Source organism: Streptomyces sp. NPDC055506 (assembly GCF_053643595.1).
Window position 1 is genome coordinate 19,781 of sequence record NZ_JBSHKH010000038.1, and the last position, 17,720, is coordinate 37,500.

The 17,720-nt window shown below is 66.7% G+C and carries 18 protein-coding genes and 1 pseudogene; 12 read left to right on the forward strand and 7 right to left on the reverse strand.

Going from position 1 to position 17,720, the window contains the following annotated elements; translation table 11 throughout:
* The first annotated feature begins 23 nt into the window (after positions 1-23).
* Complete coding sequence (locus ACWIF2_RS16960) at positions 24-623, forward strand: TetR/AcrR family transcriptional regulator (protein WP_454361176.1); 600 nt, start codon at positions 24-26, stop codon at positions 621-623.
* A 112-nt stretch (positions 624-735) separates the two neighbouring features.
* Positions 736-2,937, forward strand: a complete 2,202-nt coding sequence (locus tag ACWIF2_RS16965; protein WP_454361177.1) for an MMPL family transporter — start codon at positions 736-738, stop codon at positions 2,935-2,937.
* An 82-nt stretch (positions 2,938-3,019) separates the two neighbouring features.
* On the opposite strand, the gene ACWIF2_RS16970 is transcribed toward ACWIF2_RS16965, so the two are convergent.
* Positions 3,020-3,691 carry a DUF4097 family beta strand repeat-containing protein gene (locus ACWIF2_RS16970; protein ID WP_454361178.1) on the reverse strand — a complete coding sequence of 224 codons (672 nt, stop codon included), beginning with the start codon at positions 3,689-3,691 and terminating at the stop codon, positions 3,020-3,022.
* Between the two features lie 223 nt (positions 3,692-3,914).
* Here ACWIF2_RS16970 and ACWIF2_RS16975 point away from each other — a divergent pair, with 223 nt between their 5' ends.
* From ACWIF2_RS16975 to ACWIF2_RS16985, 3 genes and pseudogenes are all read left to right on the forward strand, one after another.
* Positions 3,915-4,634, forward strand: a complete 720-nt coding sequence (locus ACWIF2_RS16975) for a helix-turn-helix domain-containing protein (protein ID WP_454361179.1) — start codon at positions 3,915-3,917, stop codon at positions 4,632-4,634.
* An 89-nt stretch (positions 4,635-4,723) separates the two neighbouring features.
* Entirely contained in the window at positions 4,724-5,239 is a 516-nt protein-coding gene (locus tag ACWIF2_RS16980; RefSeq protein ID WP_454361180.1) for a YbaK/EbsC family protein, read from the forward strand.
* Positions 5,236-5,967 (forward strand): annotated as a pseudogene (locus tag ACWIF2_RS16985) (EamA family transporter); the annotation flags it as partial. The gene ACWIF2_RS16980 and the pseudogene ACWIF2_RS16985, both read left to right, overlap by 4 nt.
* 178 nt (positions 5,968-6,145) lie before the next feature.
* Here the strand turns inward: ACWIF2_RS16985 and ACWIF2_RS16990 are convergent.
* The 3 genes from ACWIF2_RS16990 to ACWIF2_RS17000 form a co-directional block, all read right to left on the reverse strand.
* Positions 6,146-6,970, reverse strand: coding sequence for a hypothetical protein (locus tag ACWIF2_RS16990; RefSeq protein ID WP_454361181.1), 825 nt, complete (start codon positions 6,968-6,970; stop codon positions 6,146-6,148).
* An 84-nt stretch (positions 6,971-7,054) separates the two neighbouring features.
* The gene (locus tag ACWIF2_RS16995; protein WP_454361182.1) at positions 7,055-7,936 is read right to left on the reverse strand and encodes a zeta toxin family protein; all 882 of its coding nucleotides are present in this window, start codon (positions 7,934-7,936) and stop codon (positions 7,055-7,057) included.
* On the reverse strand, positions 7,905-8,267 hold the full coding sequence (locus ACWIF2_RS17000; RefSeq protein WP_454361183.1) for a hypothetical protein: 363 nt from the start codon (positions 8,265-8,267) through the stop codon (positions 7,905-7,907). Before ACWIF2_RS17000 ends, ACWIF2_RS16995 begins: the two co-directional genes overlap by 32 nt.
* A gap of 386 nt (positions 8,268-8,653) precedes the next feature.
* On the opposite strand from ACWIF2_RS17000, the gene ACWIF2_RS17005 reads away from it, so the two are divergent.
* Positions 8,654-9,568 carry an aminoglycoside phosphotransferase family protein gene (locus ACWIF2_RS17005; RefSeq protein WP_454361184.1) on the forward strand — a complete coding sequence of 305 codons (915 nt, stop codon included), beginning with the start codon at positions 8,654-8,656 and terminating at the stop codon, positions 9,566-9,568.
* 3 nt (positions 9,569-9,571) lie between these two features.
* Here ACWIF2_RS17005 and ACWIF2_RS17010 read toward each other — a convergent pair whose 3' ends face one another.
* Positions 9,572-10,948 (reverse strand): sporulation protein, encoded by a 1,377-nt coding sequence (locus ACWIF2_RS17010; RefSeq protein ID WP_454361185.1) that lies wholly within the window; start codon positions 10,946-10,948, stop codon positions 9,572-9,574.
* Positions 10,949-11,158: 210 nt separating this feature from the next.
* On the opposite strand from ACWIF2_RS17010, the gene ACWIF2_RS17015 reads away from it, so the two are divergent.
* A complete protein-coding gene (locus ACWIF2_RS17015; RefSeq protein ID WP_454361186.1) occupies positions 11,159-11,716 on the forward strand; it encodes an ATP-binding protein in 558 nt (185 codons plus the stop codon).
* A 331-nt stretch (positions 11,717-12,047) separates the two neighbouring features.
* A complete protein-coding gene (locus ACWIF2_RS17020) occupies positions 12,048-12,347 on the forward strand; it encodes a hypothetical protein (RefSeq protein ID WP_454361187.1) in 300 nt (99 codons plus the stop codon).
* A 410-nt stretch (positions 12,348-12,757) separates the two neighbouring features.
* On the opposite strand, the gene ACWIF2_RS17025 is transcribed toward ACWIF2_RS17020, so the two are convergent.
* Positions 12,758-13,537, reverse strand: a complete 780-nt coding sequence (locus tag ACWIF2_RS17025) for a GntR family transcriptional regulator (RefSeq protein WP_454361188.1) — start codon at positions 13,535-13,537, stop codon at positions 12,758-12,760.
* Between the two features lie 165 nt (positions 13,538-13,702).
* Here ACWIF2_RS17025 and ACWIF2_RS17030 point away from each other — a divergent pair, with 165 nt between their 5' ends.
* The 4 genes from ACWIF2_RS17030 to ACWIF2_RS17045 all read left to right on the forward strand — a co-directional run bounded on the left by ACWIF2_RS17030 (position 13,703) and on the right by ACWIF2_RS17045 (position 17,194).
* Positions 13,703-14,050 (forward strand): SCO3933 family regulatory protein, encoded by a 348-nt coding sequence (locus tag ACWIF2_RS17030; RefSeq protein WP_370008644.1) that lies wholly within the window; start codon positions 13,703-13,705, stop codon positions 14,048-14,050.
* The gene (locus ACWIF2_RS17035; protein ID WP_454361216.1) at positions 14,050-15,351 is read left to right on the forward strand and encodes an FtsK/SpoIIIE domain-containing protein; all 1,302 of its coding nucleotides are present in this window, start codon (positions 14,050-14,052) and stop codon (positions 15,349-15,351) included. The genes ACWIF2_RS17030 and ACWIF2_RS17035 overlap by 1 nt, the downstream gene beginning before the upstream one ends.
* Positions 15,348-15,545 (forward strand): hypothetical protein, encoded by a 198-nt coding sequence (locus ACWIF2_RS17040; protein WP_454361189.1) that lies wholly within the window; start codon positions 15,348-15,350, stop codon positions 15,543-15,545. The genes ACWIF2_RS17035 and ACWIF2_RS17040 overlap by 4 nt, the downstream gene beginning before the upstream one ends.
* 299 nt (positions 15,546-15,844) lie before the next feature.
* The gene (locus tag ACWIF2_RS17045) at positions 15,845-17,194 is read left to right on the forward strand and encodes a replication initiator (protein WP_454361217.1); all 1,350 of its coding nucleotides are present in this window, start codon (positions 15,845-15,847) and stop codon (positions 17,192-17,194) included.
* A gap of 117 nt (positions 17,195-17,311) precedes the next feature.
* On the opposite strand, the gene ACWIF2_RS17050 is transcribed toward ACWIF2_RS17045, so the two are convergent.
* On the reverse strand, positions 17,312-17,509 hold the full coding sequence (locus tag ACWIF2_RS17050; RefSeq protein WP_454361190.1) for a hypothetical protein: 198 nt from the start codon (positions 17,507-17,509) through the stop codon (positions 17,312-17,314).
* Positions 17,510-17,720: the final 211 nt, after the last annotated feature.

The window sequence follows — 17,720 nt, forward strand, 5'->3', positions numbered from 1 at the left end:
TCGGAAGCAGGAAGGTGAGAGAGATGACTGAGGTCGCCACCCCGCGTCGCAGTCGGATCACCCCCGAGCGTGAGGCCGAGCTGTACGGGGCCGTGCTCGACCTGCTCCGGGAAGTCGGCTACGACGCCCTCACCATGGACGCCGTCGCCGCGCGCACGCGCTCCAGCAAGGCCACGCTCTACCGCCAGTGGGGCGGCAAGCCGGAGCTGGTGGCGAAGGCGATCCGGCACAACAAGCCGGGCAACATCGCCGACATCGACACCGGGACCCTGCGGGGCGACCTGCACGCCCTCACGGCACGTGAGGACGACTGCGCCATGCAGCAGAACGCCGCGCTGATGCGGGGCCTGTTCATGGCGGTGCACGCCAACCCGGATCTCCTCCAGGCGTTCAGAGAACTGCTCATCGAGCCTGAGATGGAGGAGTTCCAGAGGGTGGTGCGCAAGGCGGTCGACCGCGGCGAGATCCGCGCCGACTGCCCGGCACTGGACTACGTCGTGCACATGCTGGTGGGCGCCTTCGCCACCCGCACGCTGATCGACGACCAGCCGCCGACGCAGGCCTTCCTCATCTCGTACATCGACGCCGTGGTCCTCCCCGCCCTCGGCATCCCCACCACCTGAGCAATCCCCCTCACCTGAGAAACCGCAGCACCTGACGCGATCGCCGCTCACGTCGTCGGGCTGATCACCCCTGCCCTGAAATACCCCACGACCTGACCGGGAGTACGCCCTCGTGGCCACTTTCCTCTACAAACTCGGCCGGCTCTCGTTCCGGCGGCGGCATTTCGTCGCCCTGATATGGGTGGCCCTGCTGACCCTCGCCGGGGTCGGCGCGGCCAGCGCCCCCGCCGCGGGCAACAGCTCGTTCTCCATCCCCGGCACGGAGGCCCAGAAGGCCTTCGACCTGCTGGAACAGCGCTTCCCAGGCGTGAGCGCCGACGGCGCCACCGCACGCGTCGTCTTCAAGGCGCCGAGCGGCGAGAAGATGACCGACCCCGGCAACAAGGCGACCGTCCAGGAGACCGTCAAGGAACTGGCCGACGGTTCCGAGGTCGCCCGCGTCACCGACCCGTACCAGGCGAAGGCCGTCAGCAAGGACGGCAGGATCGCGTACGCGCAGGTGTCGTACAAGGTCTCCGGCATGGAGCTGGAGGACTCCTCCCGCGACGCCCTGCAGGACAGCGCGCAGGACGCGCGCGAGAGCGGGCTGACCGTCGAGATCGGCGGTGACGCGCTCCAGACGGTCCCGCACACCGGCTCCAGCGAGATCATCGGCATCGCGGTCGCGGCCGTCGTCCTCGTCATCACCTTCGGCTCACTGATCGCGGCCGGTCTGCCGCTGCTGACGGCGCTCATCGGCGTGGGCATCGGCGTCTCCACGATCACGGCCCTGGCCAGTGTGCTGGATCTGGGCTCGACGACCTCCACCCTGGCGATGATGATCGGCCTGGCGGTCGGCATCGACTACGCCCTGTTCATCGTTTCCCGCTACCGCGCCGAACTGGCCGAGGGCCGTGACCGCGAGGAGGCGGCGGGCCGGGCCACCGGCACCGCGGGCTCGGCGGTGGTCTTCGCGGGCCTGACGGTCGTGATCGCACTGGTGGGTCTGTCAGTCGTCAACATCCCGATGCTGACGAAGATGGGCATCGCCGCGGCGGGCACGGTGGCCATCGCGGTGCTGATCGCACTGACCATGATCCCGGCGCTGCTCGGCTACGCGGGCCGCAGGGTGAAGCCGATGGGGGAGAAGGGCAAGCGGTTCGGCCGGACGCCGAAGAAGCCGGAGCGCCCCAACCTGGGCACGCGCTGGGCGAGCTTCGTCGTACGCCGCCCGGTCGCGGTGCTGCTGCTCGGTGTCATCGGCCTCGGCGCGGCGGCCGTCCCGGCGTCCAGCCTGGAACTGGGCCTGCCGGACGACGGCTCCCAGCCCACCTCCACCACCCAGCGCCGCGCCTACGACCTGCTGTCCGAGGGCTTCGGCCCCGGCTTCAACGGCCCGCTGATGGTCGTCGTCGACGCCAAGGGCAGCGACGACCCGAAGGCGGCCTTCACCCAGGTCGGCGACGAGATCAAGGGCCTGAAGGACGTCGTCACGGTGACGCCGCCGGCACCCAACAAGGCCGGCGACACGGCCACCATCACCGTGATCCCGGGCTCCCAGCCGTCCTCCGTGACGACGGAGAACCTGGTGCACGGCATCCGGGACGCCGGCACGGGCATCAAGGCCGACACGGACGCGAACGTCCTGGTCACCGGCAGCACGGCGATGAACATCGACGTCAGCGAGAAGCTCAACGACGCGCTGATCCCCTACCTGGTCCTGGTGGTCGGCCTGGCCTTCCTCCTGCTGATCGTGGTCTTCCGCTCGATCCTGGTCCCGCTGAAGGCGGCCCTCGGCTTCCTGCTGTCGGTGATGGCCGCCCTCGGCGCGGTGGTCGCGGTCTTCCAGTGGGGCTGGCTGTCGGACCTGATGGGCGTGGAGCAGACGGGCCCGGTCATGTCGATGATGCCGATCTTCATGGTCGGCGTGGTCTTCGGCCTGGCGATGGACTACGAGGTGTTCCTGGTGACCCGGATGCGGGAGGCCTACGTCCACGGCGAGAAGCCGAGCCAGGCGATCGTGACGGGCTTCCGGCACGGCGCCCGGGTGGTGACGGCCGCCGCGGTCATCATGATGGCGGTCTTCGCCGGCTTCATCGGCTCGTCCGAGTCGATGGTCAAGATGATCGGCTTCGGCCTCGCGATCGCGGTCTTCTTCGACGCGTTCATCGTCCGCATGGCCATCGTCCCGGCCGTCCTGGCCCTGCTCGGCCGCAAGGCCTGGTGGCTGCCCAGGTGGCTGGACCGGGCGCTGCCCAACGTGGACGTCGAGGGCGAGGGCCTGCGCTCGGACTCCGACCGTGGGGACACGGACCGGGAGCTGGTGCGCGCCTGACGTTCCACCGCTTCCGATGAACCGGCCGGTGAGGGCTCCGTGGGGACGGGTGCCCTCACCGGCTTTTCCGTGCTCATCCCGCTTACAGGCTGCGGGCGGTGATGTCGCCGTAGGCGGTGGTCGCGCGGATGTTCAGGCCGGCGGCGGCGCCGTCGGCGTTCATCAGGGTGTTGTGGATCCGGCCGAAGCCGGTGCCGGCGTCCAGGGAGGCGGAGACCCCGCGGCCGGCGCCGACCGAGATCGCGCCGTGCTCGGTGCGCAGCTCGACAGAGCCGCCCAGGGCCTCGGCGACCCGGATGTCGCCCTTCTGGGTGCTGATCTCCGCGGATCCGCCCAGCCGGCCAACCGAGACATCGCCGGCGAGCAGGGTGAGACGGGCGCCCTCGGTCTCGTCGAGCTTGACCGAGCCGTGCGCGCCCTCGAAGGCGACATCGCCGAGCCGTCCGACGCCCCGGAACTCGGAGCTGGCCGCCTTCGCCTCGACACGGGAGCCGGCGGGCAGCTGGACGGTCACCTCGACGGACCCGGAGTTGCCGAGGATCCGGTTCTTCGCCGGTGCGGCCTCGATCCGCAGGACACCGTCGCCGTACTCGACGGTGATCTGCTCCGCCGCCTTCACATCGCGGCTGCTGGAGCTGTCCGCGGGCCGGACCTCGACGGTGGTGTCGGCCCGGTCGGCGGCGATGAACCGGACATGGCCGGCGGGGATGTCGAGGACGGCGGAGATCGGGGCGGGGGTGGTGAACTTCTGCATCGTGCGCTCCTTCGGCTCTTCGTTTCTGATGAAGGAAACGCTACGTTGCGTTCATTGATCTGGCAACGCACTCGTTGCGCTGTAAGTGCGTAAATGCAGGTGAGAGTAGCAATTTCATTGCAATGGCTGTTGATTTAACGCAACGTCGCATGGGCTTTCGTTGCAATGAAATGAAGGTGAACGCTATGCTGGAGGCCACCTGGGAAGAACGAAGGAGATCGCGATGCCGGGAGGCAGGCTCACCCAGCAGGAACGTCAGCAGATCGCGCTGGGACTGGCCGACGGCCTCGCCTACGCGGAGATCGCCAGACGCGTCGACCGCCCGACCTCGACCATCACACGCGAGGTCATGCGCAACGGAGGTCCCACCGCCTACCGCGCCGACCTGGCCCACCGCGCCACCGAACGCCGCGCCCACCGGCGCCGACAGGCCACGCCCCGGGCGGCCGAGGCGCCCCCGCAGGCCCACGGGCGCGACGCCGAGGCCGTGCGTGAGTACGAGGAGGTGTTCACCACCGCCCTCATGGCCTCGGGCATGACCACGATGCCGGCCCGCGTGATGGCCTGCCTCACCCTGACCGACAGCGGCAGCCTCACCGCGTCCGAGCTCGTCCAGCGCCTCCAGGTCAGCCCGGCGTCCATCTCCAAGGCGATCGCGTTCCTGGACAGTCAGGGCCTCGTCCGCAGGGAACGCGACGAACGCCGCCGCGAGCGCTACATCGTCGACGACGACATCTGGTACCAGTCGATGATGGCCAGCGCCCGGTCCATCGCCCAGATCGTCGAGCTCGCCCGCCAGGGCGTCGGCGTCCTCGGCCCCGGCACCCCGGTCGCCGCCCGGCTCGAGAACATCGCCCGCTTCCTCGACTTCGTCAGCGAGAGCACGGCCCGCGCCGCGGAGCAGGCCCGCGAAGTGCTCCGTACGAAGGTGGAGCGGCCCTAGGGGGCTGAAGCCGCGGATGTCACGCCGGGGGGACGGCGTGCGCCGAATCCCCCTCGCGTGTCCGATACACGGACCGCTAGCGTGCCCCCATGACGACGACAGCCGCCACTGACGCCGAGAACTCCGGAGCACACCCCCTTTTCGCCCAGGCCCTGCGGGAACTGGGGCTCGACGAGGTCGTGCCGCGCATCCGGCGCTTTCCGGAAGCCACCCGTACCGCCGCCGAGGCCGCCGCCGCTCTCGGGTGTGAGCTGAGCCAGATCTGCAAGTCGCTGATCTTCGCGGCCGACGGGGTGCCCGTGCTGGTGCTCATGGACGGGGCCTCCCGGGTCGACGTCGAGCTGGTGCGGAAGGAGCTCGGCGCGGACAAGGTCACCCGGGCCAAGGTCGACGTCGTGCGGGAGACGACCGGTTATGCCATCGGCGGCGTGCCGCCCTTCGGACACCGGACGAAGACGCGCGTGCTGGCCGACCGGTCCCTGCTCGGCCACGAGACCGTGTGGGCCGCGGCCGGCACGCCGTACACCGTGTTCCCCATGACGCCCCGCGACCTCGTCGCCCACGCCGGCGCCACCCTGGTGGACGTGCGCGAGAGCGACTCGTGACGCCGCTGGTCACGGCGGCCGTACTGCTCGCCGCCGTGACCCACGCGAGCTGGAACGCCATCGCGCACAGGATCACGGACAAACTCGCCGGGTTCGCGCTGATCTCCGGCGGCGGACTGGTCATCGGGCTGGCGCTCGCGCCGTTCGTGGCGTTCCCGGCGGCCGGGGCGTGGCCGTATCTGTTCCTCTCCGCGGCCGTTCACATCGCCTACTACGCGCTGCTGATGAAGTCCTTCCGGCTGGGCGACTTCGGGCAGGCCTATCCCATCGCGCGCGGCACCGCGCCCCTCGTCGTGACCCTGCTCGCCGCGCTCCTCGCACACGAGGTGCCCGACGGGTGGGCCGCCGCCGGGATCGCCCTGTCGTGCGCGGGGCTGACCGGCGTCGCCCTGTGGGGGCTGCGCGGGCACCGGCCCGACTGGGCGGCGATCGGGGCGGCCCTGGCGACCGGGCTGACGATCGCCGTGTACACCGTGGTGGACGGGCTGGGCGTGCGTGCGTCGGGCTCCTCGCTCGGGTACATCGCCTGGCTGATGGCCGTGCAGGGGGCCGTCATCCCCGCGTACGCGCTGAGCCGCTGGCGCGGGCGGACCGTCGCACTGCTGCGGCCGTTCGCCGGGATCGGTCTCATCGGCGCCGCCCTCTCCGTCGCCGCCTACGCCCTCGTCCTGTGGGCCCAGACCAAGGCCGAGCTCGCGCCCATCGCCGCGCTGCGCGAGTCGTCGGTCAAGCGTCGCTCATACAGTAATAAGGGGCTGTTCAGGCGGCTACATGGGAAATCTGGGCCTCCTGGCGCTGCAGTACAGAAGCTACTCGCAGGTTCACGCACATCAGCGTGTCGCGGGGCTCATTGCGTCGTCTCCCGCAGCCTGATCTCCCAGGCCAGGATGCTGCCGAGTCGCAGCGTCAATCGGTGAGGTTTTCCTCCTCCTCTGGGTCTGGCAAGGCTAGAGGCTGAAGCAAAGCCACCTGCAACGCTTCCACGATTGATGCAATGTGCGTTGATACACCCGGCGAGAACTCTTCTTTCGACAGGAACCCTGTCAGCCTGGGAAGATGAAAAACGGGAAAAGTGGATCCCCCGGCCATGGAGTATCTCTGAGTTTGATATTCATCTATCACTCTATTGAGGAAAACCTCGATCTCGCTGTAATGTTTAGCTAGTGAGTTCCCTGTCTTAATCTCGACACTAGCGGCAACTGCAGCCGCATTTAGCCTTTCATCGTTGATCAGTGGGGCGAGTTTTGTGAACTGCTCGAACTCAAGCTGCTGATCGATGAGTACCGCCATATACTTGTCGTAGGTTTCAATCGTGATACTCCTGCCGCTCGATCCTTGCGTTTCGGCGAGCAGAAGCCTCCGCACGCGCTTGACGCGATTGTAAGAAGTCACTGTGGCCTGCAGTGTGGACCGTAGAAGCTCGTCTTGACGATGCCGTTTGTCTCGGCGGTCGGAGACGCGGCGTTGCCACCGCTCAAGCTTCTTGTCGTGAAGGTCTTCCTTCCTCGTGCGGCTTTGAGTGAAGCTGAGGGTAGCCAACGTCGCCAGGGACCCCAGGATGGCGACGGCCAGTACCTGCAATGAAGTTTTTGCGACTTCATATCGCAGAGTATTACTCTGGGGACTCGCTGACCATGCCCAAGCCAACACCGCTATGGCTACGATAGCAATACTGAAGAAGACCGCTATGCTGGCCCGCGTTGTGGTCCAGAATTTCTTGCCGCCACTCATTTAATGTCACCTTCCCCTGGACTGCTTCCTGAGTCTTAGTGGTTCGGGTGAATGAGAAATGTCCAGGCCGCGGGGCAGTCTCGCTTAGGCTACCTGCACTTCATCGGGAAAATTGAATCTTAGGGGCATGATTGGTCGCGCCAACCGTGCAATGTCATCAAACCACTGTGTCCACTTCTCATCCCTCTCCACCAGGCTGCTTCGCAGACTGCAGTACCTATCGAGGAATTCTTCAGTTTCCCTGGGAGTCCACAATCGGCGCTGCTCATTACGAATGGCCTGTGCGGCACCGGAAGATAGGTGCGGCAGTGAGGCGTCGCGAGAGTATATTTCCTCCTCGCTCCGCCGACAGTGGACGTGCAGTGCATCCACAAGGATTGTCTGTTGATCCATGCATGCCGCTGTGGCCAGCACGCCCTCACAGCCGGCTTCGTATATCGATCGACGGCACACTCGGAAGGGAAAACCTGTATCCCTGGAATTTTTCCAGTATCGCTCTACCACGCTCATTAGACTTATAGCCCATGGAGTAGCTACAAAATGAACCTTAATGTGGTAGCGAGCCTCCCTCAGTATGCTTACGAGTTCGTCGGCGTGCGCTGGGTTTCGGAGAGTGCCGTCTATTACGATGTTGTGTTTTTTCCCGACCAGCCAGTCGATCGATTTAAACAGCCATTTTGTGGCGTCCCTGGCGGTTCGCGATGAGGCTGTCTCGTGGTCTTCCGCCAGTAGCTGAAGCCAATCAGGGTGTTCGACTCGAAACAAGTCCTTGCTGATTTGAACACCCTGTTCAATTGGGGAGTTCTTGCCCGCGAGACTACTCTTTCCTGCGCCTGGTTGACCGCCTAGCAGCCAAGCCCTAGCTTGGGCGGCGGCGCCGGCCCTTTGCAGTCGAGGGATAATGCGCTCCTGGAAGATGCGTTCGCTATCTTCGTTAGGGAGTACATCCTGATTCTGGCTTTCCATGGATGAGAGGCCACATCTGCTTGATGGCTTCTTGATATCGAGCGGCGGCTTTAGTCAGCTCGGCGCCAGCGAGGTTGCTCAGCCGCCCCATCTCGGCGTCATACCTCGCCCTCTCTTCCGCATACTGCTTAATTGCACTCTCATTGGGGTGAGGCTTCTCCTGCTCCTCGCGAATCCTGTAGGAGTAGCAGGAAATAAGGGCTCCGAGTGCCTCTTCGGCAACCGGATACTGCGGTTCCGCAGGCTGAATGGGCCTGTCGAGCAAGGCCTCGTTACCTACGCAAGAGTGTCCGGGCATGCCGTCGTCCATCTCTCTGTGATGCTCTTTCATGTATTACCTCAACCGTAGCCGAGATCACAGGGTTGCGCCTCGGGAGTCGAACATCCCGAATGGTGGCCTTATGCATTCACGCCATTACCCAACGTCAAGCATGTCCCCACACTAAGAAGCTAGTCGGTAGAACCAGATTTCCCTACGGCCCAACATGTGACGGCCATCACCTTGCGGCGGCCCGGGCCCCCTACTCCTTGATCCTTTGCCCGCATCGTGCTGGGGAACGACCGGGTAGTCATGAGGAATGTGTCGGCTGCAGTCGTGGGGTGGACAGGGTCCACGAGATGGTCTGTACGGTCATGGTCGTGTCCGGCGTACGTCGGGTTGGTCACCCGCAGGCGTGCGCTGGTTGATCGCATGCGACTAGGGGAGCTGGTACGGGCATGGCGGTTAACGCTGCTCGGTCGGACGAGGGGTTCACGTCGGTGAGGGCTGCGCAGGTGATGAGTGCCGCGTGCAGGACGGCCGGGTTGAACGACAGAGGTGCCGAGCTGATCCGGCTCGGGGAGAACGCGCTATTCCGGCTGGCCTCAGCGCCGGTAATCGTGCGGGTTGCCCGCAGTGCGGAGTACCTGCCGAAAGCGCGCACTGAGGTAGTCGTTTCGCACTGGCTTACTGCGGAAGGGTTCTCGGCCGCACGCGTGGTCGAGGATCTGGAACAGCCGTTGTTGGTGGACGGCCACCCGGTGACCTTCTGGCATCTCATCGTGGAAGGTGACCGTAAGGCGACGTACGAGGAACTGGGAAGCATGCTGCGGGATCTGCACTCGATGACGCTGCCGACCGGGCTTAAGCTGCCGTCGTTCGATCCCTTCGGCAAGCAGGAATTGCGGATCTGCCGGGCTGCGATCCCGGATGACGACAGGGTCTTCTTGCGGAAACGCTGGCGAGAGCTACGCGACCAGTTCGGGGAGTTGAGGTTCGAGACCCCCAGGGGGCCGGTACACGGTGATGCGCACGTACAAAATCTCATGGTGAATGACCGGAATGAAGCAGTCTTGATCGACTTCGAAGCCTTCTGCTTCGATCACCCTGAGTGGGACCTGATGGTCACGGCCACGGAGTATCACAGCCTCGGGTGGCAGACCGACGAACAGTACGCCGACTTCGTGCGGGCATATGGGCGGGACCTGTATGACTGGTCAGGCTACGGCACGCTTCGACGACTTCAGGAGTTCGGCATGACGACATGGCTCATGCAGAACGTGCAGGAGGACCATGACACGGCGGATGAGTACCGCCGGCGTATTGCTGCTCTGCGTGATGACGATGCGCCGCGTGACTGGCGACCGCGCTAGCTGTCACTCGTCCTCGTCGTCCAGTCGGGCGAGGGCTTCCCTGACTCGCTCGTTGAAGGCGCCGACGACGGGATGGCTGTCATGCGCGCTGACCTCCGCTTGGAAGTCGGTGACGTAGCGCTGGAAGCGGGAGGACTGGAGGGAGTTGCCGCTGTCCACGGCAAGGCTTGCAGTGGTGACGGCGGCTTCCAGATCACCATTCAGTAGAAGACTCTGGGCCAACACCATGCGGCAGAAACCGAGCGTGCGAGCGTATTGAGGGTCAGTGCTGTCCACGGCGCGCTGTGCATGCGCGACGGCCTCCTGGCGCATCTTCAGGTCACGGAAACAGTGGCAGAACTCACCCAGGAGTTCGGCGTCGTCGAAGTAGCTCAGCCAGGCGGGGTCGTCCCTGGTGTCGGCTTGCTCGAAGTGGCGTTCTGCCTGGTTCATGGCATGGCTGGCCCCGGTCCGGTCGCTCGCGCTGGCGAGGGCGCGGGCCTCCATGGCCCAGTAGTTCGCCATGGCCCGTGGGGTGGCTCGGCCCTTGGACCCCTCGATGGCGGCGCGGGCGAGCTGGATGGCTTGGGTGTGATTGCCCAGGTAGTTGGCCTGGTGGCTGAGGTTGCCGAGAATGCGAGCGCCGAACATGCGGTCGTCGATGACCTGAGATAGGCGCAGGGTGGAGGTGAGGTAGCGGTGGGCGAGTCGGTGGTTTCCGACGTCGTACGCGGTCCATGCGAGCAACTGAGACACTTCGGCGGCGGCGCTGAACAGTGCATGGCCTACCTTTTCGCTGTAGCTGGCGCTGAGCAGGGGTAGGACTTCGTGGCGGAAGTAGTGGCGTAAGGCTCGGTGGCCGTGGCCTCCGCCGTACTTGAAGTCGAGCTGCATGAACGTGGCGGCTGCGTCTCTGATCGCGCGTACATCGCGCATACCGACGCGCTGGTGAGCGGGGCGGTCGGCCTGGATACCGTCGGGGCGCGCGATCATCCAGGAAAGAACGGCTGCGCTGAGGTCGGTGTCTGCTACGACCAGACGGTTGGTGACCGCCTCCTCGGCACGCTCCTGGGCGAGTCCGTCCAGCATGGACAGCACGTCGGGGACCGTGCTTGGGTAACCGACTGAATCGGAGGCGGCCGGCCGGGACTGGTCGAAGAATCCGAGATCGGCCGGTGAGACCCGGTGGCCCAGTTTCGAGCTGAGCACGTCTGCCATGATCGCCGCCGTCTGAGGCTGGATGCCCGAGCCGTCCCGCCACCGCTGCACGGAAACGTGCGTGGTCCCAAGGCTGATGCCGCGCTGGTCTGCGGCATCCCTCATCCGCTTCGCCAGGCCCTTGTTCGAGACCTTTGCCTCGTCCATGACGGCGATCAATTGCGCGTTCGGCTCTCGGCTCATGCTCCCCTGCCAACCCGAGAATGACAGCGAGTGTTCATCGTGTCACAGCATTCTCGCGTCGGGGGGTTCATTGGTGAACCCCCCTTGCGTTTCCCGGTGTTCACGTGAACCCCCTGATGAACGCTCCCGGTGACGACCCGTGCGCCGTGTACTGGCTTTCCGGAAAGCAAGCGGTGCCATGAGTGCCGTAGAAGTTCGGAAGGGGACGTCATGGATGCGGGGAAGGCCATGCACCTGGCGAGTGAGTTGGACGCTTACGCGCACTGGTTCGTGGCACCGAAACCGTCGTCGGGCGGGCACTTTCTGACGCTGACGCTGTTCGCCGAGTGCGGTAGCACGGCGCGCATCGCACGGGACACGACGTTCGTGTTCCTGCGCGGCGTTGTTGCGGAAGAACTCATCCACGATGCTCGGCTGGTTGTGTCCGAGCTGGTCGGGAATGTCGTGAACCATGCGGTGCCGGATCGAGGTAAGGCGCATCCCGGAGGCTTTCGGCGCATTGACGTGGCGTTCAAGCTGTACCCGAAGTGGCTCTTCATCGGCGTCACGGATGAGGACTCGACGCCCCCGCTCCTGCCCATGGGCGATGTGTACTCGCCCGAGCTGATGGCGGACATCTCGGAAGCGGTTCTGCCCGACAGTGGACGCGGGTTGTTGATTGCTCAGCGGGTGGCAACGGCGGTCTGGTGGACGCCGGGCGAGCGGGGCGGAAAGACGGTTTGGTGCCGCTTCGACCTGGACGGCCGGGAACTGAGCGAACCGTCCTGATGATCTCCGGGCCTCTGCCTCCTCGTTACTCCCACGCGATCGGGAGTCGGTGGCGGCCCGGAACCCCGGCCGGAGCTGACCTCTCCGGCCAATGGGGCGCGGCCCTGGTGCATACGGGACCCCGCAGGATCCCCTGACCCGGAGCACGGGGCCGCGCTTCACAACCTCATACCGAGACCGGACCACCCCCGCGCCTGGCAGCAACCGGGGTGGTCCGGGAGGGGACACAGCGTTCCCCGGTGCCCGATGGTACCGGGGTCGTTGTGCTGCTCATGCGCCCCGGGCCAGCAAGAGTTGACGATCCGTTATCTGTACGGATGGGAGTGGCCAAGTGACTGGCGCGGGTGAGGACTGGCTGCGTGACGGTCTGGACGACATCGCGGACGCGGAGTCCAGCATGTGGGTGCGCGGCGTCGACTACATCGCGGGGTGGCGCGAGGCGCGCGCTGCCGCAGACCGGTTGAACAGGGCCCTTCTGGGGGTCGGGTTCGAGTTGTCCGGTGTGCGTGCGGTGGCCTCGACCAACGGGGCTGGGCGCGGCGTCGTCCGGCTGGCGGGGCGGCCGATCGAGGTGGAGGAGCTGGCCGGTCTTCTGGAGACGCTTGCGACCACTGACGGCGGCGTGGGATGAACGGCGTTTTCGCTGATGAGCGGCGCGGGTGGGCAAGTCGTCGGCTGGAGAGACTTTGGGCGGGAGCTGCCATGGGGCGAGTGAACAGGGGGCCCTACGCTCGCCCGGCGAATCGGGCAGGTACTGGTCCTGCCCGCGTTTGTGCCCGATGGGCCCCCTGTTCTTCGAGGCTCGCCCCATGGTGGCTGCCTAAAGTCTCGGAGGCCGGCGACCCTCAGCCCGGTGGGCTCCGGCCCTCGGCGACCGGTCGAGACGCGAACTCCTCGGGCGCGGTGCGGTGCGGGGCGTCGGGCGACCGGACGGGACCGGCGGTCACGCCGCATGCCCGGCCGGGGCGGCCGGGCGCCCCGGCGCGCCGCAGGCGCGCCCTTGAGGAAGTGAAGGTGGTTTCGACCGATCATCGGTGCCGCTCAGGCCTGACGGCGTTTGGCGGGCTGCTTGGCGGTGGTGATCCGGTAGGCGGCTTCCGCACGGTCGGCTCCGATGCGGAGTTCTTCGAGGATCAGGGCGCGGTCGGCGGTGCCGTGGGTGACGCGGGTCAGGTGCAGGATCGGGGTCGCGTCGGGGAGCTGGAGCGTGGCGCGCTCGTCGGGCAGCGGCATCCGGGCGCGTACGGTTTCCGACCACCACAGCGTGTGTCCTGCGTTGGTGAGCTCCTCGTAGACCGCTGTCGGGCGCTGGTCCGGTTCTTCCGCGAGTGCGGGCACGGTCTCGGCGACCTCGAAGGGGATCAGCGTGCGGTGCATCGTGCGTGTGCCGGTGGTGGCATCGGCAAGGAGCCTGTCGCAGCCGAACAGTTCCTCTTCCTCGCCCAGGTTGAGCAGTCGGCCGGTGGCCTTCGTGGTGCGGGTGCGGTAGACGCTCGGTTCCTCGGCCTCGTCCCAGACGTCGCCGTTGGGCATGGCGAACTGCCCGTCCGGGGTGCGGGTGATGCGGCGTTCGAGCGTGAGTGTCGGCTGTCCGTCGGAGCGTACGAAGCTGCCCTTGCCGTGCCGGACGTCGATCAGTCCTTCGGCGCGCAGTGCCGCGATGGCGTTGCGGACGGTGGGGCGGGAGACGCCGTAGCGGGCCATGAGCTGAGCTTCGGACGGCAACAGGGACTCGGGGGCGAACTCTCCCGACAGGATCGCTTCCCGGATCGCTGCGGCCACCTGTTGGTAGAGGGCTCCGGGGCGCTGGATCTCCGTCATCTCGGCATCTCCGGTTCGGGGTCGTAGGCACGTCGCACGCGCGACATCACTCGTCAGCATAAGTAGTTGCATCGTCGCCGTACAGCACTACATAGTCATAACTCATAAGGACAAGTGACGTCAGTACATCGCTGGCGCTCTGACAGGCCAAGGAGGCCACAGAACATGCAGTCCATTCCCGTGGACACGACGCGGCTCGGCGTACTGCGCTGCGCCATCGCGCCGGAAGCCAAGCTCAGCAACCCCGAGACACAGGAGGTGAAGAAGGACCGGGACGGCAACCCGGTCTACACCGTGGCCGTGACCGTGCGGCAGGACCGTCGGCGGATCTCCGTCATCGAGATCGCAGTGACCGGCGAACCCAAGGGCATCGAGGAAGGCCAGATCGTCAAGGTCACCGGGCTGACCGCGTTCGTCTGGTCGATGGGCGAACGCCACGGAGTCAGCTTCCGTGCTGACGCGATCACCCCCGTACCTGGCACGGCTGCGCACGCCAAGGGCGGTGCGGCGTGATGCGGCCGGTCCTGCTCGCCTTCGCCCTGGCGGCGCTGGCCTGGGTGCTCGTCGTGGGGGACCTTGTGCGCCGGCATCGTCCGGCCTGGCACTGGTACCTCGTCGGCTACCCGGTTGCTGCCTTCCGAGTGGTCGTCACCTGGCGCAAGGTGGCCATGCTGAACGACCTGGCCGTCTCCCGGCGTCCGTCTCGCGGCCTGCTCGGTGACCTGATGGTCAAGGGCGATCCGCTGCGGCCGGTGGCTCCGCGGTTCTCCTTTCCTCGCGCCACGCGCATGGGCCTGACTCTGATCGTGCGCCTGCACGCAGGTCAGACACCGGCGACCTACCTGAAGGCTGCCGACGCGTTCGTTCATGCGTGGAAGGTCCACGCGGTGCGGGTGACCTCGCCCGAACGCGGGCTCGTGCTCCTGACGGCAACAGCGACGGATCCACTGGAGCGCCCTGGCTTAGCCACCGCCCCGGCCGAACTCCTCTCCGCGCTCATAGGCGTGATGGAGAGCGGCGGGGCGTGGGTGATGAACCTGCGGCTCGTACCCCACTGGCTCATTGCCGGGGCCACCCGGTCCGGCAAGTCGACGCTCCTTTCCCGGCTGATCACCCAACTTGCTCCGCAACGTGTCGCCCTCGTCGGCATCGACTGCAAGGGAGGTATGGAACTTGGGCTGTTCGCCGGACGTCTGAGCGCGCTGGCGACCTGCCGCCGGGAAGCGGTCGCCGTGCTCTCCGCGCTCGTGGGCGACATGCAGGACCGGATGAGCGTCTGCCGGTCGGCCGACGTGCGCTCGATCTGGGAGCTGCCCGGCAAGTTGCGGCCGGTCCCGGTCGTCGTCCTGGTCGACGAGATCGCTGAGCTGTACCTGTCCGACGGCACCCGCGAGAGCAAGGCGGAAGCGGAACAGTGCTCGACGCTGCTGCTGCGGTTGGCGCAGCTGGGTGCCGCGCTCGGTCTGCACTTGGTCGTCGCGGGGCAGCGGGTCGGCTCCGACCTCGGGCCCGGTGTCACCGCGCTGCGGGCCCAGCTCGGCGGCCGTATCTGCCACCGGGTGAACGACCCCGGCACGGCAGAGATGACCTTGGGCGACCTCAACAAGGACGCCGTGGCCGTTGCTCAGGCGATCACGGCGGAGGAACGGGGCGTGGCTGTGTGCACCGGTCCGGACGGTGGCTGGAGCCGCGCCCGCTCACACCTGACCGCTACGGATGAGGCCGTGGCGACGGCCCGGAAGTACTCCGGCATGACCCCGGAACTCCCTGCCATTGACCGCGCCCTTGCGGTGCTGGAAGGAGACGGCAAGTGATCAGCGAAGGTACGGCGTTCACGTTCGCGGTGGTCTTCGGGATCATCACCGTCCTCCTCGTCCGCTCCCGCGACTTACGCGCCTGGGAAGCGGTCTGCGTCGGCCTCTTCGGCCTCTACCTCGGCCAGACCCCGGTGATCTACACCGTCCACGGCCTCGTCACGTGGCTGATCAACGGCTTCTCCCACACCTGAGCAGAAAGGACACACACCATGCCTATGCCTCGCGTGAGGTGCCCTCACTGCAAGGGCGACGGGGCTCGCAGGACCTGGACCGGACGGCAGCGACGCTGTCGCGTCTGCCGGGGCTCCGGAACCATCCGCTGACCCCTCTCCAACGCCCTGCCCACACGGAAGTGAGTGATCCCCATGACCGACAACGCACCACCACCCGCCATCCGTGCCGCTTCGGCGGCTCACTCTGGAAGGTCACCACCATCACCCCGCAACTCACCCCGGCTGACCGGCGCGCCGCTCTCGACCGTGCGGCGCGCTTGCGTCAGCTCTCCGAAGCAGACCGCGACGCAATCCGCATCGCCCAAGACCCTCAGTTCCCTCGCTGGCTGGAGCAGATCACCGCCACGGGCGGCTGCTCCCACCCCGTCCACCTCTCCGGCTCCACCACCACCCTGGACGCGGAAACCGGCGAGATCCTCCACCACTACGACACCCGCACCGAACCTGGCGAACGCCTCTCCGTCCGCTGCCGCAACCGGCGCGCGACCATCTGCGCCCCCTGCTCCCGACTCCACGCGGGCGACACTTTCCACCTCGTCCGCGCAGGCCTGATCGGCGGCAAAAACGTCCCCGCCACGGTCCGCAACCGGCCTCGGCTCTTCGTCACCCTCACCGCCCCGTCCTTCGGCCCCGTGCACCGCGCCGAGGAGCGCTGCCGCCCTCGCCGCGACGGCGGCACGTGCGAACACGGCCGTCCCCTCGGCTGCGCCGCCGTCCATGCCCCGGGCTCTCCCATCGTCGGTCAACCCCTCTGCGCCGACTGCTATGACTACACAGCCCACGTCCTATGGCACGCTCACGCGGGCAAGCTGTGGGACCGCTTCGTCATCGGCGTCCGGCGCCAACTCGCTTCCTCGGTCGGTCTCGTGCAGTCCAGCTTCCCGGACCATGCCCGCCTGTCCTTCGCACGCGTCGCCGAGTACCAGCGGCGGGCAGCCGTCCACGTCCATGCCGTCGTCCGCCTCGATGGCCCGGCCGGTCCGAACGACGACCCCCCCGTCTGGGGCACTGCGGACCGGCTCATCGACGCCGTACACGCCTCGGCTCGGCGGGTCCTTGTCCGTACGCCGTACAGCTCCGCCGTGGGCGAGTTGGCACTGCGCTGGGGCGACCAGATCGACATCCGTCCGCTACGCGCCGATGGCACCGGGCCCAACGATGACGCCGTGGCCGCGTACGTCGGCAAGTACGTCACCAAGGGAGCGAGCGAGACAGGCGCCGGCCTCGACCACAAGGTCACCACCTGGGAAGACATCGATACGGCACCCGTGAGCAAGCACGTCCGCACCCTCATGCGTACGTCCTGGCGCCTTGGCGGCCTCCCCGAGTGCGAGCCCCTGCACCTGCGCACCTGGGCCCACACCCTCGGCTACCGGGGCCACATCCTCACCAAGTCCCGCGCCTACTCGACGACATACGCCGCGCTGCGCGCTGAACGGGCCCAGCACGTGGGCCTCGTCGAGATCCCCGATGCAGTCACCGAGCGGGACTGGCGCTACGTCGGCTCCGGCCACACACCCGGCGCCGCATTCATCGCCGCTGGAGTCGCCGAAGACATCGCCGCAAACCGTGAGATCGCCCGTGAAGAGCGTGAGGTGCGTCGGTGACGAGACACCGCAACGAGCAGTGGGCTCGGGCCGTCGAGCGCCAGGTAGCCAAGTTCCCCACACGGATAGGGCCGAAGAGCGCTGCGCGACTCGCGCGACTCCTCGGCCCTGCACGAGCTAGCGGTTCCAGATAGGGGTGGTGCTGATCGCGGTGACAGCCACCCCGGCGATCATTGCCAAGAGCCTGGCCGGTAGCTGCTTCGCGGTCATGCTGAAACCACCGATCTTGAGCACGAAGTAGGGCTCAGGGTCTCGGGTCGGTGTGCGCCCTGACTCCGGGGAAGTCTTTGTCTCCAAGGTCGGGTTTTTGGCCATGGCAGCCTCCTGTCGCAGCGTTGGAAACGCGCGCATTCACGGATGTTGAACCGACCACGGGTCGAACGCATGAGCGCTTATGTCCCCGTCAGGACGTGAATGGGCGTAGCAAACCGAACTCGGCGGGACGCGTTCCCACCGACCGCATGTCACTCGCGGTGATTGAGAGTCTTCCGAACGTGGCGTCAGGAGCCAAATGTTCTGAGGAAAA

What these genes read in the sequence shown, in the direction of transcription:
- ACWIF2_RS16960 (WP_454361176.1), top strand. Translation starts at nt 24, where the DNA reads ATGACTGAGGTCGCCACCCCGCGTCGCAGTCGGATCACCCCCGAGCGT.
- ACWIF2_RS16970 (WP_454361178.1), bottom strand. Translation starts at nt 3,691, where the DNA reads ATGCAGAAGTTCACCACCCCCGCCCCGATCTCCGCCGTCCTCGACATC.
- ACWIF2_RS16975 (WP_454361179.1), top strand. Translation starts at nt 3,915, where the DNA reads ATGCCGGGAGGCAGGCTCACCCAGCAGGAACGTCAGCAGATCGCGCTG.
- ACWIF2_RS16980 (WP_454361180.1), top strand. Translation starts at nt 4,724, where the DNA reads ATGACGACGACAGCCGCCACTGACGCCGAGAACTCCGGAGCACACCCC.
- ACWIF2_RS16990 (WP_454361181.1), bottom strand. Translation starts at nt 6,970, where the DNA reads ATGAGTGGCGGCAAGAAATTCTGGACCACAACGCGGGCCAGCATAGCG.
- ACWIF2_RS16995 (WP_454361182.1), bottom strand. Translation starts at nt 7,936, where the DNA reads ATGGAAAGCCAGAATCAGGATGTACTCCCTAACGAAGATAGCGAACGC.
- ACWIF2_RS17000 (WP_454361183.1), bottom strand. Translation starts at nt 8,267, where the DNA reads ATGAAAGAGCATCACAGAGAGATGGACGACGGCATGCCCGGACACTCT.
- ACWIF2_RS17005 (WP_454361184.1), top strand. Translation starts at nt 8,654, where the DNA reads ATGGCGGTTAACGCTGCTCGGTCGGACGAGGGGTTCACGTCGGTGAGG.
- ACWIF2_RS17010 (WP_454361185.1), bottom strand. Translation starts at nt 10,948, where the DNA reads ATGAGCCGAGAGCCGAACGCGCAATTGATCGCCGTCATGGACGAGGCA.
- ACWIF2_RS17015 (WP_454361186.1), top strand. Translation starts at nt 11,159, where the DNA reads ATGGATGCGGGGAAGGCCATGCACCTGGCGAGTGAGTTGGACGCTTAC.
- ACWIF2_RS17025 (WP_454361188.1), bottom strand. Translation starts at nt 13,537, where the DNA reads ATGACGGAGATCCAGCGCCCCGGAGCCCTCTACCAACAGGTGGCCGCA.
- ACWIF2_RS17030 (WP_370008644.1), top strand. Translation starts at nt 13,703, where the DNA reads ATGCAGTCCATTCCCGTGGACACGACGCGGCTCGGCGTACTGCGCTGC.
- ACWIF2_RS17035 (WP_454361216.1), top strand. Translation starts at nt 14,050, where the DNA reads ATGCGGCCGGTCCTGCTCGCCTTCGCCCTGGCGGCGCTGGCCTGGGTG.
- ACWIF2_RS17050 (WP_454361190.1), bottom strand. Translation starts at nt 17,509, where the DNA reads ATGGCCAAAAACCCGACCTTGGAGACAAAGACTTCCCCGGAGTCAGGG.